This is a genomic window from Mesorhizobium sp. M0904 (assembly GCF_040319475.1).
Taxonomy (GTDB): Bacteria; Pseudomonadota; Alphaproteobacteria; order Rhizobiales; family Rhizobiaceae; genus Mesorhizobium.
The window spans coordinates 72,497-86,892 of record NZ_JAMYOC010000021.1; the positions used below are offsets into that span (position 1 = coordinate 72,497).

Consider the following 14,396-nt stretch of genomic DNA (forward strand, 5'->3'; position numbering starts at 1 on the left):
GACGATTAACCCATCCGTCGGCAAAGTCCTGACTTTCGGTCATGCGGGTCAGCAACCGGCTGCCGACCCTGGACCACTCGGCTAATTCACCGTCGGCGGTACTGCTCTCGAACGCGTCGCGCTGCGTTGGCAGCATGGCTTCGAACGGCAGGGCATATGCCTGAGTTTCCTCCCGCACTGTTCTTACGTAGGCAGCTTGCGTTCTCGATTTGTTCTGATATCATTTCTTAACCTACTTAGAATAATTTACCTCGATATTTTCGCAGGGGTTTCAGTTTTGTTTGTAGAGAATCTTTCTATCGGCCGAGTTGTTATGCATGAGGTATTCCAGAGGAAAGACGGGCCAAATATAGTGCCGCCATTCTACGGCAAGGAGCTCGAAATACTGGATGCCAAGGCTGTCAGTCATTTTGGGATGCGTATCACCGACGCGCTGTCCGCACAGTCCAAAAGCATAGAGATGCGGATAGTGAAGACCGAGGACGCGAGCGTGGTTGGAACCGCTCGACGTCTTGTTCTGGCAACCGACACCGATTTTCCCAACGTCTCCAATCACATGGCCGATGCCCTGGCTGACGCACAGAAATCACGAGGCATTCCCGGGGGAATGCTTCTAGTCTTCGATGGGAAAGTCGGTGGCGACGGAAAGCCCTTCGTCGGGGTGATCAAAGCGGAGATGCAGTCCGGCTTTCAACGCCGACTGGCTGCGGCAAAAGTTGTGACCGAATTCCTCGAGAACATCTTCCTGACGCCAGCCACGAGGCTCTACAAGCTTGCCCTGTTCATCTCTGAAGACGTCGCTGTCACGGCGAGCACAAGTTGGCGATGCTTCGTGTTTGACAGCAACATTACCGCGACCCGCCGAGAGAACGCGGCCGTATATTTCTACGACGGCTTTCTTGGCTGCGCCTTTCCTGAGAGCGGGAAATATGAAACCGCGAAGTTCTTCGATCTCACAAAGGAATTCGTTCGCACATCGGTAAATGACCGAGATCTCCGAAAGGACCTGGGGGACGCGCTATTCGCCTTCGTTAAGGTAGATCAGGCACCCACGTTCACCTCGCAGCAGTTCGGCGACACGTATCTGCCACCCGAATTGCGTGACCCGTTCAACAAGTTCCTCGAAGCCAGGAAATTCCCCACCAATAGGGCCGTGGTTCGGGACATCAGCGAGATGGGTGGCAGGCTGCGGCGCCGGAAGTACAAGTTCGGTCCAGACATCGAATTATCGGCGTCCCCGGACGCGATACGGAATCGCACCGTGACAATCGAGGATGTGCCGCCGGGTGATGATGCCGAAGGCGAGGCTGCAAGCTGGACCAGGATCACGGTCCGCAGGCCAGTCACCGAACAGCTATGACCACCGAGCTCGAGATCCTGCGACGCTGGGAGGCGGAGCAGCAGTACTACGATGCCTGGGGCAGGTTCGTCATCCACGCGGTCATCGACGGGCTCTCGACCCAAGTGGAGGCGCCGGACCTGTTCTTGCGCCTTCCGGTTAAGCACAGGCTGAAGGAAAGCAAGTCGCTCATCCAGAAGGCACTCTATCGCGGCAAGGGCTACCCAAGCCCGTATGACGACATCGAGGACAAGGTGGGCATCCGCTTCGTCGTGCTCACCTCCGACGAAATACCCATCGTCGAGAAGGCGATCGCCGAATTCGGCGACAAATACTGGTTCTGGGAAAAGGCTCGGGACTTCGCCGAGGAGCGAGCCCGGAAGCCTTGGGAGTTCGGGTACCAGTCGGTCCACTACGTGGTTCGGGCAAAGGCGGGGGTCGTCTTCGAAGGGGTCCCTATACCGCTGGACATTCCGTGCGAGATCCAGGTCCGCACGCTGCTTCAGCATGCCTTCAGCGAAGTTACCCACGACACAATCTACAAGCCAAGCGTCAAATCGACGCCTGAGATGATGCGGGCTGCGGCAAAGGCCATGGCGTTGATCGAAGCGACTGACGACTACTTCCGCCAAGTTGGCAACCTCATCGACGCATCGGTCAAGAGCGTCAAGGCATTGATCGGCGCCTTGTCGGTGTACTACCGAGATAAGATCGGCTTGGACGCGACTGTCACCACTCTCGACGGCGAGCTGATGGACGCCTACCTCCCACTGGCCGGCGAGAGCTCAATCGAAGACATCCTCCTTTGGCTGAACACCAAGGATTTCATATGGGAACGCATCAAGGGCCGGCGAGAGGACCAGGCCCTGTTCGCCTTGCCCTCGATCTTGTTGCTCTACTTCGTGGTGGGCAATTTTCCTAGCATCGCCACCTCGCCAGGTTTGCTGACGGACGAGGAACTCGGGCCGATATACTCCGACCTTGGCTTGGCCCTTCCGCAGTAGGCCACAAAGCCCCAAGACGTCGACGCCCAAGTCAATGGGAGGTGGGCCTTGCGAAATGAATGGTCGCTCAGAAGGGGACCTGCGCTGAAGCAGCGGCTTATCAGTCGCCCATGTCCCCCTGAGAGACGCTCGACCGAAGTAGTTGTGCCGACAGGGGCCACTATCTTGGTTCTCGAATTTGACGGCGAGTAACCGCAATGAGTTCGCCGTCCAGGACGGCAGCTTATCGCAAATCCTAGCCGAAGCCCGCCAGGCCGGCAACGGCCCTACAGCAGCCGGGCTGCAATGCGCCTCATGCACGAACCCGCTTCGCGGGAGGGGCGCCTCGGTCTGAGATGGCGCGACTGCCATTTGACTTGAGCGGGTAGAGGCGTCGATCTGACCATGGAGGTCCCTTCAACGAGAGGAACTCGCCATGGCTACCCTGTCGACCGATGCACCAATCTCTCCGCTTCGCCAGCGCATGCAGCACGACATGCTCATGCGTGGCCTGGGCTCTCATACCCAGCAAAAAACTACGTTCGTCACGTCCGGCGCTTCGCTGTGTTCCTTGGCCGCTGCCCGACACGGCGACGGCTGAGGACATCCGTCGAGTCCAGCTGCATCAGCATGAGAGCGGCGTCGGCCCTGCGACGATCAATGGCGCCGTCTCGGCACTGCGGTTCCTGTTCCTCGTGACGCTGAAGCGTCGGGATCTGGCGCGTGCGCTGGTGATCATGAGGGTAGTCTTTAGCCGAAAGAGAGTGAGGTCAGCCGGCGCGTGCGGCCTTTGGGCGATTACGTCCACCTGCCGCTCTTTTAACGCTACGCACGGAGACGGCTTTGGGAGCCACGACGTCGCCGAGCCGCTCTATACGGAGGGGCGCGCGCGAGGGAAGGCGAACGACGAGTTCGAGTTGCCCCCCGATCGCCTCGACGTAGCTTTTAAGAGTAGACAAGTACATGTCGGCTTGTTTCTCGATCTTCGAGACCGAAGGCTGCTTGATCTTGAGGACCGAAGCGATTTCGGCCTGGGCCTTTCCAGCGGCACGCCGCAAATCGCCGAGACTCTCGACTTCTCCCCTTAACTCTTCGAAACGCGCGTCGACCCGCTCCCGACGATCCTCGGGGAGCGCAGCGATTAGGTCGTCAAGCTTGCGTCCCATCACTTCTTCTCCTTCTTCGCCGCCGCCAAACGGTCGAGATGCCCTTGATAGCGCTTGTCCGCCTTGGCGATCAGACTTTTATAGAAGCGCTTCTCACTCACGCCCGACTTATCGCCGGCGACGAGCAGGATCGCCTTCCGCTTCCGGTCGAATGCGAACGCAACCCGCCAGACACCATCATCAGCGTCGAAGCGAAGTTCTTTCATGTTCGCGAACGACGAGTCATTCAAGGTATCCGCATGCGGTCGCCCCAGCTGGGGCCCGAACACACCGAGCAGCTTAGCCGAGGCCAATAGCTCATCTTGGACTGTCTGGGGCAACGCCTCGAACTCCCCATCGAACTCATCGCCAAAAACGACTTCCCAAGTCATATATAGCTCCTAGGCTATGCAGTCAACATCATCAAGCTGCCGAACGATAGTCTGCGGCCGAAACAAGGTACGCGCGGTCGACGATAATCCGGCCGCCGTTGACACGACTGGCAATTCGCGACCTGTCTGCGCTATCGAGCGGCATCGTCACCGGCGTTCTGACGGGCATGGCCGGCGCGTAGCTGTCGCTCGCCCAGAATGCCGGCTTGTCGTGAAGGATATGACCGCCAGCAAGGGTTCCATCGCGCCGGCAGCGCTCACTGTCGCCAAATGGAAACCGGTGCCGGCGAGGTTCGCGTGTCTGGCGGCGAAGGTCGCGTGGCCCGGAGGTGAAGCCGGCGAGGCGCTTGCGCTGGTCCATGCGTAATCGTGCGGAGGACCGCGCCGCGCCGTGCATCGCATCTCTCGTCCCGCTTGCGCTGCTGAGACCTCTTCTGTCAGGCGGTCTAGGTTTCGCGCTTCGGGCCGAGCAGGAACACTGTCAGGGCGGCGGCGAACGTGGCAACAGCACTGTAGGCAAAGGCACTGGTAATCCCGGCATTGTCCACCAATACTCCGCCGAAAATCGCGCCGGCTGCGATTGCCACTTGGAATGCTACGACCATCAGCACACCGGCGCTTTCGGCCTGCTCGGGAACGGCCCGCCGCACCATCCACGTCTGTAATCCCACCGGCACGGCGCCGAAGGCAAAGCCCCACCCGGCAACCGCAATCGCCGAGGCGAAGGCCGATGCTCCCGCCATCAGCAGCGAAACAGCGGCTATCGCTATGAGCAGCGGTGCAAGGGCCGCGACTGCCTTGAGACTGTACTCGGCCAGAAGCCCGCCGGCCAAATTGCCGAAGAATCCCCCGATACCAAAAACAAGCAACACAAGCGAAATCGTCTCGACGTCCAGAGCGGGAATCTTCTCGAGGAAGGCGCGGATATAAGTGATTCCGGCGAAGTGGCCGGAAGCGACAAGCAGGACGACCACAAGCGCGACCTTGACCATCGGAATCTTAGCCACATCCAGCAGGCTGCGGAAGCTAGCCACTCCAATCGGAGGCAGTCTCGGAATGGTTATGAGTTGCACCAGCAGTGTAGCCGCGCCGCCGACTGCGGCGAGCATGAAGGCACTTCGCCATCCCCAGATATCGCCGACATAAGCGCCGATTGGAGCTGCGCAAACGGTAGCCACGGAAACGCCGGTGAGGATGATGGCCATAGCGCGCGGCAGGAGGTGGCTTGGAACGAGCCGCATCGCCAGTGCTGCCGACATCGACCAGAAGCCTCCGAGCGCTATGCCGAGCACGACGCGTGCAGTCAGGAGAACCGCCAGCGACCACGCGCCGGCCGCCAGAACGTCCGACAGGATCAGCAGCAGCGTCATCGCCCACATGACGAGCCTGCGGTCCAGGCGCTTTGTGATGATAGCCACCGTCGGCGCCGAGATCGCCCCGACGATAGCGGTCGCCGTCATCGCCTGTCCAGCCGCTCCCTCGGTGATGCCGAGATCATGTGCGAGCGGCGTGAGCAGGCTAACAGGCAGAAACTCTGCGGTCACCAGCCCGAAGGTGCCCAAGGAAAGCGAAATGACCGCACCCCATGCGGGACCAGACGGTGGGACGGGCTTTTCTGAGTCGTGCAGAACAGCGTCCACGACGCCTGCCGCGGATTGGGTCATGAACGAAGTCTCCACTTTGATGCAATGCAACCTGATGTTGGCTGCCTTGACCCAAATTTAAAAACACAAGCGCATTTCCCGGCGGCGTTGCACGGAGGAGGGGATGTTCATTGCTTCGCGATATTTTGTGACGGTGCGGCGCGCAACATCGATGCCGGTTTCCTTCAGCCGGGCAGCGATGTCCTCGTCGGACAGCACGTCACCGTGAGATTCTGCGGCAATCATCGCTTTGATCCGATGGCGGACAGCTTCGGCGGAGTGCGCATCGCCGCCTTGGCAGGACGCGATTGCGACGGTGAAAAAATACTTCAGTTCAAAGACGCCGCGCGGGGTAAGCATGTACTTGTTCGAGGTCACCCGGCTTACCGTCGACTCGTGCACGCCGATCGCGTCAGCGACGGTTCTGAGATTGAGAGGCCGCAGGTGGGCGACGCCATGTTCCAAAAAGGCATCCTGCTGACGCACGATTTCAGCCGCAACCTTAACAATGGTCTTGGCGCGCTGATCGAGGCTGCGGATTAGCCAGGTCGCGTTTTGCAAGCATTCGTCGAGAAATGCTTTATCTTTCGAATTTTGGGGAGTTTGACGCGAGACTTCGGCATAGTAGCTTTGGTTGATCAGCAGCTTTGGCAGCGTGGCAGGATCAAGTTCGATCTGCCACCCGCCTTGCGGCGAGGGCGTGACCCAGACGTCGGGTATGATTGATTCAGACGCACCGGATTGGAACCGGTTCCCAGGCTTGGGATCGAGCGCCCGAATCTCATGCATCATGTCGAGAAGGTCTTCTTCATCGACGCCGCAATGCTGCTTCAGTGCCTGAAAATCACGTCGCGCAAGCATTTCAAGATTGGCAACCAAAGCTGCCATTGCCGGGTCGAACCGGTCTCGCTGGCGCAACTGGATTTCGAGGCATTCTCCGAGAGTTCGCGCAAAAATTCCCGGTGGATCAAAGTGCTGCAAGGCTCCGAGAACCCGTTCCACATCAGCCTCCCGGACATTCAGGCTCTCGGCCAGCTCCAAAAGGTTTGCCCGAAGATAGCCAGTGTCTTCCAGATCGGCGGCAAGCTGGCCAGCGATCAGCCGCTCCTGTGGTGTGAACGCGGTGAGGGCGATCTGACGAGCGACATGGTCGTGCAATGTTTCGGGGAGGGTGGCAAACTCGTCGAGGGAAGGGCCATTACCCGGCGGGTTGTTGGTCGTGTTGCGAAGTGATTTCCATTGCCCGAGCCGTTCAGGCGGCCCGGCCCCGGTCGGTCCGTCAACGGCGTTTGCGCGTGGGCCGACAGGCTGATCCGCTCCCGAAATCGAAACATCGCCAAAAGGCCCGCCATCGTTTGACGCAGATTCCAAGAGCGGATTCTTCTCGATTTCCCGCTCCACGAACTGATGCAGTTCAGTATGCGCCAGTTGCAGCAAGCGAATCGACTCAATGAGTTGAGGCGATGCGACCATGGATTGCTTCTGGCGCTGAAGCAGGCTTGCTGAGGATTGCATGGTGAGCGCGATAATCCTGTCGAGGAGCCTCTTGGGGCGGGCAATGGCACCAGTGAGACGTTTTCTAGGTCATGCGGCGGCTTTCAGCGTTTCGAGAACGTTTTGCGGGGATGAGACGCCATAGGGGTCGGCCTCGCAGTTGTCGGAGAAACCTTCCTCCTCGAACCACTGCTCCACCACGCCATTGTTGATCAGGGCGGCGTAGCGCCAGGAGCGCATCCCGAAGCCGAGATTGTCCTTGGCCACCAGCATGCCCATCTTGCGTGTGAACTCGCCTGAGCCATCGGGAATGAGCTCGACCTTCTGCAGGCCCAAGGACTTCCCCCACGCATTCATGACGAAGGCATCGTTGACGGAGACGCAGTAAATCGCGTCAATTCCCTCCTTCTCAAACTCATCATAGAGCTCTTCGAAATTGGGCAGTTGGTAGGTCGAGCAGGTCGGAGTGAAGGCGCCAGGCAGCGAGAACAGGATGACGCGCTTGCCGGCAAAGTAGTCGTCAGATGTCTTTTCTTCCCAGCGATATGGATTTGGGCCCTGGACTGACTCATCGCGAACACGCGTGAGAAAGGTGACGAAGGGAACCTTCTTTTGAATGGTCATCAACTTGCTCCTCAGGAAAAAACTGGCGCGCCGGATTCTGGCAGAGGCTGGCGCAATACCGAGCAAAGGCTCGTATGCCCGGCACGGAATGAGGACCTCGCGGCTCGCAACCTCCTTTTTCCCTCCCGACGTATGGGAACGTCTTGGCGGCTGGTCTTGGCCACCCGAACGCAATCGATCTGAGCGAGCTGGACACCGTCGAGCCGCTTGGTTCCCACGGCTATGGCGCCCGAAGCGGGATCGGTCACTCGCGATCGTGCGTTTGGAAAAGGGATAGCGGCCGGAAGTAGCCAATATCGCAAGCATGTGGGGGCCTGAAATGTCACTTCACGCAGACTCGGGTCACTGGACTGGTTCAGCGTGTTGTCGATATGTGGCAGTGACCCGCCGGCCTTGGCTTGGGTGACCCTTTGACGGGGCTCTTGGGCACTCACATGCTGAACAGAACCGGTAAACGGCATTTGCGCGAGCGGCCCGTGTTGGCGTGCCGGCATCGGACCAGCCATGCGCAAAGCGGCCACCGAGAACGGCCTTCCGGAGGAGACGATGTCCCGATGTTCAGCGGGAACGGGCATCGTCTCCTCAGGCCACTGTCTAGAGCTTCGCGCGTCGGGCATGGTGCAGTTCGCTTTCATCGTGATTTGATGGTGCTCTAACCAGGAGCAGCAAGCGGCGTGCCATTTCAAATAGAGGTGCTGTTGGACCGCCCCCTTCTTCTCGGAGGCCGTGTCTTAGAAGATCGGGCGCGCGCTATACCGCCTCGTCACACAGGCAACAACGATGCTGTAGGGTGCGGATATTCGGCGCTTCAGCCCCGGCTGGGCAAAGAAGAACCGGAAGCGGAGCCGATGCGCTACCTGAGGCTGGCGGGCACTCCAGTCATTGCGTAGCGTGTGCCGCTAGCGTTCATGGGTGCGCAGGCCCGGCTATCGCGAACACGCGCCTGTCGCAGCAACATGAGCGCGCTCTTGGGCAAGCGCCCTGGCGCCGTGAGGATCGAATTCCCAATCGTGTCTGTTTGCCGCCCTCTTATGTTCGAAACTGGACCAGAATGTCGCAAGCCCGACCGAAAGGTCGCCGAGGCGTACTATCCGACACTGTTCTGTCGCCTTTGTTGGGCCGCGACACCGGCCTATTTCGCCGAGCTCTTGTCTGGCCTCAGGCTAACCCGATGAAAAGCAATCACAATTTTTTTCTTCTGCTGGGTCCGCCAAATTGGCACGAGTTTTGAAGCTCCTTCGTTGCGGGCCGGGAGCTGCCGACCGACCTTCCTTTCGTGGATAGCACCGCGATCGATGGAACGAAGAAAGAAAAGCAAAATGTCAAATCCGCGTCGGATAGCGTCTATGGGCAGGGGGTCCTCGGCGAAACCGCCCTTACCCAACAGCTCGCCGCCCTTGTCGACCCTTGCGCAGGAAATCTTGGCCGGCGGCGGCTCAAAGGCCCACCACACCGACCTTATCCTGAAATCGATGGTCCAGGATAAAGTTCTGCATCTCGCCGCGCGGTGTGCTTAGACAGTTACACGTTGGCCGGTCTTGATAATCAGGCCGGCCGTAGGAGGACGTCATCTGTATGCCGTCTTAGGTCATTCGCTGCCGCAGCGCCCGCCGGTCACCTTCCGCCCTTCCATCGCTATAGAGTGAAGTGCCACCATGCCCGAACAACCTTTGCCGACGCTGCCGATGTGGCGCGTCGATCACATTGAGCCCTCGCCCGAGATGTTGGCACTACGCGCCAACGGTCCGATCCACCGCGTGCGCTTCCCGTCCGGGCACGAAGGCTGGTGGGTCACAGGCTACGACGAGGCCAAGGCGGTGTTGTCCGACGCGGCGTTCCGGCCCTCCGGAATGCCGCCGGCGGCATTCACCCCGGATTCGGTGATTCTCGGTTCGCCGGGGTGGCTGGTCTCGCACGAGGGGGGCGAGCATGCGCGGTTACGTGCGATCGTGGCGCCGGCCTTCAGCAACGGCAGGGTGAAGCTGCTCGCGCAGCAGGTCGAGGTGATCGCCGCGCAGTTGTTCGAGACACTGGCGGCCCAGCCCCAGCCCGCCGACCTGCGGCGCCACCTCTCCTTTCCACTTCCGGCCATGGTCATCAGCGCGCTGATGGGCGTGCTCTACGAGGATCACGCCTTTTTCGCCGGGCTGTCCGACGAGGTGATGACGCACCAGCATGAAAGCGGCCCGCGCAGCGCGTCGCGCTTGGCCTGGGAAGAACTGCGCGCCTACATTCGCGGCAAGATGCGGGACAAGCGCCAGGATCCTGGCGACAACCTGCTGACGGATCTGCTCGCGGCGGTCGACCAGGGCAAGGCGACCGAGGAAGAGGGGATCGGCCTGGCGGCGGGAATGCTGGTGGCGGGGCACGAGAGCACCGTCGCGCAGATCGAATTCGGCCTGCTGGCCATGTTCCGCCATCCGCAACAGCGCGAACGCCTGGTCGGCGATCCATCCCTGGTGGACAAGGCGGTGGAGGAAATCCTGCGCATGTACCCGCCGGGCGCGGGCTGGGACGGCATCATGCGCTATCCGAGTACCGACGTGACCATCGCGGGCGTGGAAATTCCTGCGGAGAGCAAGGTGCTTGTCGGCCTGCCGGCGACATCGTTCGATGCGCGCCATTTCGACGACCCGGAAATCTTCGACATCGGACGCGACGAAAACCCGCACCTGGCATTCTCCTATGGGCCGCACAACTGCATCGGCGCGGCGCTGGCCAGGCTGGAACTCAAGGTAGTGTTCGGTTCGATCTTCCAGCGCTTTCCCGCGCTGCGCCTGGCGGTGGCGCCCGAAGAACTGAAGTTGCGCAAGGAGATCATCACTGGAGGGTTCGAGGAGTTCCCGGTGCTCTGGTGATGCGCGGACGCCGCCGGGAATCGCGATCTTCTCCGCAATTTGCCGGCGCGCCTGGCGCGCGCCGGTCGGATCAGCCAGCCAACAGGTAACCAATATGGATGTGCAAGAAACCACGGCAGCATGCCGGGACGCCTTCGCCGAACTGGCGTCGCCAGCGTGCATCCACGACCCGTATCCGTTCATGCGGTGGTTGCGCGAGCACGATCCGGTGCATCGCGCGGCGTCGGGCCTCTTTCTGTTGAGCCGCCACGCCGACATCTACTGGGCGCTCAAGGCCACGGGCGATGCTTTTCGGGGACCGGCGCCGGGCGAACTGGCGCGCTATTTCCCGCGTGCGGCGACCAGCCTGTCACTCAATCTGCTGGCGTCCACGCTAGCGATGAAGGATCCACCGACGCATACGCGTCTGCGCCGGCTGATCTCGCGCGATTTCACCATCGGCCAGATCGACAACCTGAGGCCGACCATCGCTCGCATTGTCGCAGCGCGCCTGGACGGCATGGCGCCCGCACTGGAGCGCGGGGAGGCAGTGGACCTGCATCAGGAATTCGCGCTGGCCTTGCCCATGCTGGTTTTCGGCGAACTGTTCGGCATGCCCCGGGACGACATGTTCGGGCTCGTCGCCGGCATCAGCGCCATTCTGGAAGGCCTGAGTCCGCACGCCAGCGATCCCCAGCTCGCCGCGGCGGACGCGGCCAGCGCCAGGGTGCAGGCCTACTTCGGCGACCTCATACAGCGCAAGCGCACCGATTCCAGCCACGACATCGTGTCAATGCTGGTCGGCGCACACGACGGCGATGCCGAGATGCTGTCGGATGCGGAATTGATCAGCATGCTCTGGGGCATGCTGCTGGGCGGCTTCGCCACTACTGCCGCGGCCATCGGCCATGCGATCCTGGCGATGCTGGCGTATCCCGAACAGCGGCACTGGCTGCAGGGAGATGCCGTGGGGGTGAAGGCATTCGTCGAAGAAGCCCTGCGCTACGACGCGCCTGCCATGTTCAGCTCCATTCCGCGTATCGCCCAGCGCGACATCGAACTGGGCGGCGTGGTGATCCCGAAGAACGCAGACGTGCGCGTTCTGATCGCGGCCGGCAATCGCGACCCGGACGCCTTCGCCGATCCCGACCGCTTCGATCCCGTGCGGTTCTACGGCACCAGTCCTGGCATGTCGATCGACGGGAAGATCATGCTGACCTTCGGCCACGGCATCCACTTCTGCCTGGGTGCGCAACTGGCCCGAGTGCAGTTGGCCGAGAGCCTGCCGCGGATCCAGGCGCGCTTCCCCACGCTGGCATTGGCCGAGCAGCCGACCCGGGAGCCCTCCGCGTTCCTTAGGACGTTCCGCGCGCTGCCGGTGCGGCTGCATGGGCAGGAGGGCTGAGATGCGCGTCCTGGTCGATCAGGATCTGTGCGGAACTACCGGGCAGTGCGTGCTGACGCTGCCGGGCACCTTTCGCCAGCGCGAACCGGACGGCGTGGCCGAAGTGTGCGTGGCGACGGTCCCGCAGGCGCTGCACGCCGCCGTGCGGCTTGCGGCCAACCAGTGCCCGGTCGCCGCCATTCGGGTCATCGAAAGCGACGCTGGCCATGACCAGCGCGCCAGCGCCGACCCTGCGCCTTCTCCGGCGCAGGCCCAGCGGCATGCTGCGAAAGACCAATACAATTCAGGAGACACGATGGGACGGTTTGAAGGCAAGGTGGCCGTGGTGACCGGCGCCGGCGCCGGCATCGGCAAGGCATGCGCTCTCGCCATCGCGCGCGGGGGCGGCAGAGTGGTGGTGGCCGACATTGATGGCTCGGCGGCCCTCGCCTGCACCGCGCAGATCGCGGCCGAAGCAGGCCACGCGCTGCCCATAGCCATGGATATCGCCGATGCGCAGGCGGTGGCAGCGCTGTTCGAGACGGCGGAGCGGCACTTCGGTGGGGTCGACCTGCTGGTGAACAATGCGAGCGCCATGCATCTGACCCCGCGCGACCGCGCGATCCTCGACCTGGACCTGGCAGTCTGGGACCAGACCATGGCGACCAATCTGCGCGGCACGCTGCTCTGCTGCCGGCAGGCCATCCCACGGATGATCGCCCGCGGCGGTGGCGCGATCGTCAACATGTCGTCGTGCCAGGGGCTCAGCGGGGACACCGCGCAGACGTCCTACGCCGCGTCGAAGGCGGCGATGAACATGCTCTCGGCTTCGCTCGCCACCCAATACGGTCATGCGCAGATCCGCTGCAACGCGGTTGCGCCGGGTCTCGTCATGACCGAGCGTCTCCTCGCCAAGCTGGACGAGTGCATGCAACGGCATCTGCGCCGGCACCAGCTCCTGCCGCGCGTCGGCCGCCCCGAGGACGTGGCGGCGCTGGTGGCGTTCCTGCTCTCCGACGATGCTGCGTTTATCACAGGCCAGGTCGTGTGCATCGATGGCGGCATGCTGGCGCATGTGCCGACATACGCCGACGGTGGCAACAGCTGCGCCGCGCGCCCTGCCGACGACACCGAATCGGCGGCGGCGGCGCGCTGCTGATGGACATGCTGCTCAACCCACTCAACCGTCGGCACCGGCTGCGATGCGACATCCCGGTCATGCCTGGCGCTTTCCCCCTGGTCGGGCATCTTCCCGCCATTGTCTGCGACCTGCCGCGCCTGCTGCAGCGCGCAGAACGGACGCTGGGCAGCCACTTCTGGCTGGATTTCGGCCCTGCCGGACACCTGATGACCTGCGTGGATCCGGAAGCGTTCGCACTGCTCCGGCACAAGGACGTGTCCTCGGCGCTGATCGAAGAGATCGCGCCCGAATTGCTTGGCGGAACGTTGGTTGCCCAGGACGGCGGCGCGCACCGGCAGGCGCGCGATGCGATCAAGGCGGCGTTCCTGCCCAAGGGGCTGACCCAGGCCGGCATCGGCGACCTGTTCGCGCCCGTCATCCGGGCGCGGGTGCAGGCGTGGCGCGACCGCGGCGAGGCAACCATCCTGCGCGAAACCGGCGACCTGATGCTCAAGCTCATCTTCAGCCTCATGGGCATCCCCGCGCAGGACCTGCCGGGATGGCATCGCAAGTACCGGCAACTGCTGCAGTTGATCGTCGCGCCCCCGGTCGACCTCCCCGGACTGCCCTTGCGGCGCGGCCGCGCCGCCCGCGACTGGATCGACGCGCAGTTGCGCCAGTTCGTCCGCGACGCGCGCGCGCACGCCGCGCGCACCGGGTTGATCAACGACATGGTGAGCGTCTTCGACCGCAGCGACGATAGGCTCTCCGATGACGTCCTGGTCGCCAATATCCGCTTGCTGCTGCTTGCCGGTCACGACACCACTGCCTCGACGATGGCCTGGATGGTGATCGAACTGGCGCGGCAGCCTGTGCTGTGGGACGCCCTGGTCGAGGAGGCGCAACGCGTGGGCGCGGTGCCGACCCGGCACGCGGACCTGGCGCAGTGTCCGGTCGCCGAGGCGCTGTTCCGCGAGACGCTGCGCCTGCATCCGGCGACCACGCTCCTGCCTCGTCGCGCGCTGCAGGAATTGCAACTCGGCCAACGGCGCATTCCCGCGGGCACCCATCTGTGCATCCCGCTGCTGCATTTCTCGACCTCGGCGCTGCTGCACGAGGCGCCTGATCAGTTCCGTCTGGCGCGGTGGCTGCAACGCACGGAGCCGATCCGGCCGGTGGACATGCTGCAGTTCGGTACCGGCCCACACGTCTGCATCGGCTACCACCTGGTATGGCTGGAAATGGTGCAGTTCTGCATCGCCTTGGCGCTGACCATGCACCAGGCCGGGGTGCGGCCGCGGTTGCTGAGCGGCGTCGAAAAAGGCCGGCGCTATTACCCGACCGCACATCCGTCCATGGCAATCCGCATAGGCTTCTCATGAGCTGGCATCGCATGCCCCGTGTGGCGAGGCAGCCGCGCCGGCGAGGCGCGGCA

General features: G+C 62.3%; 14 protein-coding genes and 1 pseudogene. 8 read left to right on the forward strand and 7 right to left on the reverse strand.

From position 1 onward, the window contains the following. The first annotated feature begins 313 nt into the window (after positions 1–313). From NKH80_RS21870 to NKH80_RS21880, 3 genes are all read left to right on the forward strand, one after another. Positions 314–1,360: a nucleoid-associated protein gene (locus NKH80_RS21870; RefSeq protein WP_352700546.1), complete on the forward strand. Its 1,047-nt coding sequence runs from the start codon at positions 314–316 to the stop codon at positions 1,358–1,360. After that, positions 1,357–2,343, forward strand: coding sequence for a GTP pyrophosphokinase (locus tag NKH80_RS21875; protein WP_352700547.1), 987 nt, complete (start codon positions 1,357–1,359; stop codon positions 2,341–2,343). Before NKH80_RS21870 ends, NKH80_RS21875 begins: the two co-directional genes overlap by 4 nt. A 415-nt stretch (positions 2,344–2,758) precedes the next feature. Further along, positions 2,759–2,923, forward strand: a complete 165-nt coding sequence (locus tag NKH80_RS21880; RefSeq protein ID WP_352993412.1) for a hypothetical protein — start codon at positions 2,759–2,761, stop codon at positions 2,921–2,923. A 169-nt stretch (positions 2,924–3,092) separates the two neighbouring features. On the opposite strand, the gene NKH80_RS21885 is transcribed toward NKH80_RS21880, so the two are convergent. The 7 genes from NKH80_RS21885 to NKH80_RS21915 all read right to left on the reverse strand — a co-directional run bounded on the left by NKH80_RS21885 (position 3,093) and on the right by NKH80_RS21915 (position 9,073). Further along, positions 3,093–3,488 carry an XRE family transcriptional regulator gene (locus NKH80_RS21885; RefSeq protein ID WP_352993414.1) on the reverse strand — a complete coding sequence of 132 codons (396 nt, stop codon included), beginning with the start codon at positions 3,486–3,488 and terminating at the stop codon, positions 3,093–3,095. Further along, positions 3,488–3,859, reverse strand: a complete 372-nt coding sequence (locus tag NKH80_RS21890; RefSeq protein WP_352554126.1) for a type II toxin-antitoxin system RelE/ParE family toxin — start codon at positions 3,857–3,859, stop codon at positions 3,488–3,490. Before NKH80_RS21890 ends, NKH80_RS21885 begins: the two co-directional genes overlap by 1 nt. 31 nt (positions 3,860–3,890) lie before the next feature. After that, positions 3,891–4,256, reverse strand: coding sequence for a hypothetical protein (locus tag NKH80_RS30150; protein ID WP_502897824.1), 366 nt, complete (start codon positions 4,254–4,256; stop codon positions 3,891–3,893). A 49-nt stretch (positions 4,257–4,305) separates the two neighbouring features. Further along, positions 4,306–5,523 carry an MFS transporter gene (locus tag NKH80_RS21900; protein WP_352993417.1) on the reverse strand — a complete coding sequence of 406 codons (1,218 nt, stop codon included), beginning with the start codon at positions 5,521–5,523 and terminating at the stop codon, positions 4,306–4,308. A 57-nt stretch (positions 5,524–5,580) separates the two neighbouring features. Further along, entirely contained in the window at positions 5,581–7,017 is a 1,437-nt protein-coding gene (rpoN, locus tag NKH80_RS21905) for an RNA polymerase factor sigma-54 (protein WP_352993419.1), read from the reverse strand. Positions 7,018–7,086: 69 nt separating this feature from the next. Continuing rightward, positions 7,087–7,620, reverse strand: a complete 534-nt coding sequence (locus NKH80_RS21910) for a peroxiredoxin (RefSeq protein WP_352993421.1) — start codon at positions 7,618–7,620, stop codon at positions 7,087–7,089. A 1,132-nt stretch (positions 7,621–8,752) separates the two neighbouring features. Continuing rightward, on the reverse strand, positions 8,753–9,073 hold the full coding sequence (locus NKH80_RS21915; protein ID WP_352993423.1) for a hypothetical protein: 321 nt from the start codon (positions 9,071–9,073) through the stop codon (positions 8,753–8,755). Positions 9,074–9,275: 202 nt separating this feature from the next. On the opposite strand from NKH80_RS21915, the gene NKH80_RS21920 reads away from it, so the two are divergent. From NKH80_RS21920 to NKH80_RS21940, 5 genes and pseudogenes are all read left to right on the forward strand, one after another. Beyond that, a complete protein-coding gene (locus NKH80_RS21920; protein WP_352993425.1) occupies positions 9,276–10,478 on the forward strand; it encodes a cytochrome P450 in 1,203 nt (400 codons plus the stop codon). A 94-nt stretch (positions 10,479–10,572) separates the two neighbouring features. Continuing rightward, entirely contained in the window at positions 10,573–11,862 is a 1,290-nt protein-coding gene (locus tag NKH80_RS21925) for a cytochrome P450 (protein ID WP_352993427.1), read from the forward strand. Between the two features lies 1 nt (position 11,863). Next, positions 11,864–11,989 (forward strand): annotated as a pseudogene (locus NKH80_RS21930) (ferredoxin); the annotation flags it as partial. A gap of 168 nt (positions 11,990–12,157) precedes the next feature. Further along, a complete protein-coding gene (locus tag NKH80_RS21935; RefSeq protein WP_352993484.1) occupies positions 12,158–13,000 on the forward strand; it encodes an SDR family oxidoreductase in 843 nt (280 codons plus the stop codon). Next, positions 13,000–14,343 carry a cytochrome P450 gene (locus NKH80_RS21940; protein WP_352808255.1) on the forward strand — a complete coding sequence of 448 codons (1,344 nt, stop codon included), beginning with the start codon at positions 13,000–13,002 and terminating at the stop codon, positions 14,341–14,343. The genes NKH80_RS21935 and NKH80_RS21940 overlap by 1 nt, the downstream gene beginning before the upstream one ends. Positions 14,344–14,396 lie beyond the last annotated feature (53 nt).

What these genes read in the sequence shown, in the direction of transcription:
- NKH80_RS21870 (WP_352700546.1), top strand. Translation starts at nt 314, where the DNA reads ATGCATGAGGTATTCCAGAGGAAAGACGGGCCAAATATAGTGCCGCCA.
- NKH80_RS21875 (WP_352700547.1), top strand. Translation starts at nt 1,357, where the DNA reads ATGACCACCGAGCTCGAGATCCTGCGACGCTGGGAGGCGGAGCAGCAG.
- NKH80_RS21880 (WP_352993412.1), top strand. Translation starts at nt 2,759, where the DNA reads ATGGCTACCCTGTCGACCGATGCACCAATCTCTCCGCTTCGCCAGCGC.
- NKH80_RS21885 (WP_352993414.1), bottom strand. Translation starts at nt 3,488, where the DNA reads ATGGGACGCAAGCTTGACGACCTAATCGCTGCGCTCCCCGAGGATCGT.
- NKH80_RS21890 (WP_352554126.1), bottom strand. Translation starts at nt 3,859, where the DNA reads ATGACTTGGGAAGTCGTTTTTGGCGATGAGTTCGATGGGGAGTTCGAG.
- NKH80_RS30150 (WP_502897824.1), bottom strand. Translation starts at nt 4,256, where the DNA reads ATGCACGGCGCGGCGCGGTCCTCCGCACGATTACGCATGGACCAGCGC.
- NKH80_RS21900 (WP_352993417.1), bottom strand. Translation starts at nt 5,523, where the DNA reads ATGACCCAATCCGCGGCAGGCGTCGTGGACGCTGTTCTGCACGACTCA.
- rpoN (WP_352993419.1), bottom strand. Translation starts at nt 7,017, where the DNA reads ATGCAATCCTCAGCAAGCCTGCTTCAGCGCCAGAAGCAATCCATGGTC.
- NKH80_RS21910 (WP_352993421.1), bottom strand. Translation starts at nt 7,620, where the DNA reads ATGACCATTCAAAAGAAGGTTCCCTTCGTCACCTTTCTCACGCGTGTT.
- NKH80_RS21920 (WP_352993425.1), top strand. Translation starts at nt 9,276, where the DNA reads ATGCCCGAACAACCTTTGCCGACGCTGCCGATGTGGCGCGTCGATCAC.
- NKH80_RS21925 (WP_352993427.1), top strand. Translation starts at nt 10,573, where the DNA reads ATGGATGTGCAAGAAACCACGGCAGCATGCCGGGACGCCTTCGCCGAA.
- NKH80_RS21935 (WP_352993484.1), top strand. Translation starts at nt 12,158, where the DNA reads ATGGGACGGTTTGAAGGCAAGGTGGCCGTGGTGACCGGCGCCGGCGCC.
- NKH80_RS21940 (WP_352808255.1), top strand. Translation starts at nt 13,000, where the DNA reads ATGGACATGCTGCTCAACCCACTCAACCGTCGGCACCGGCTGCGATGC.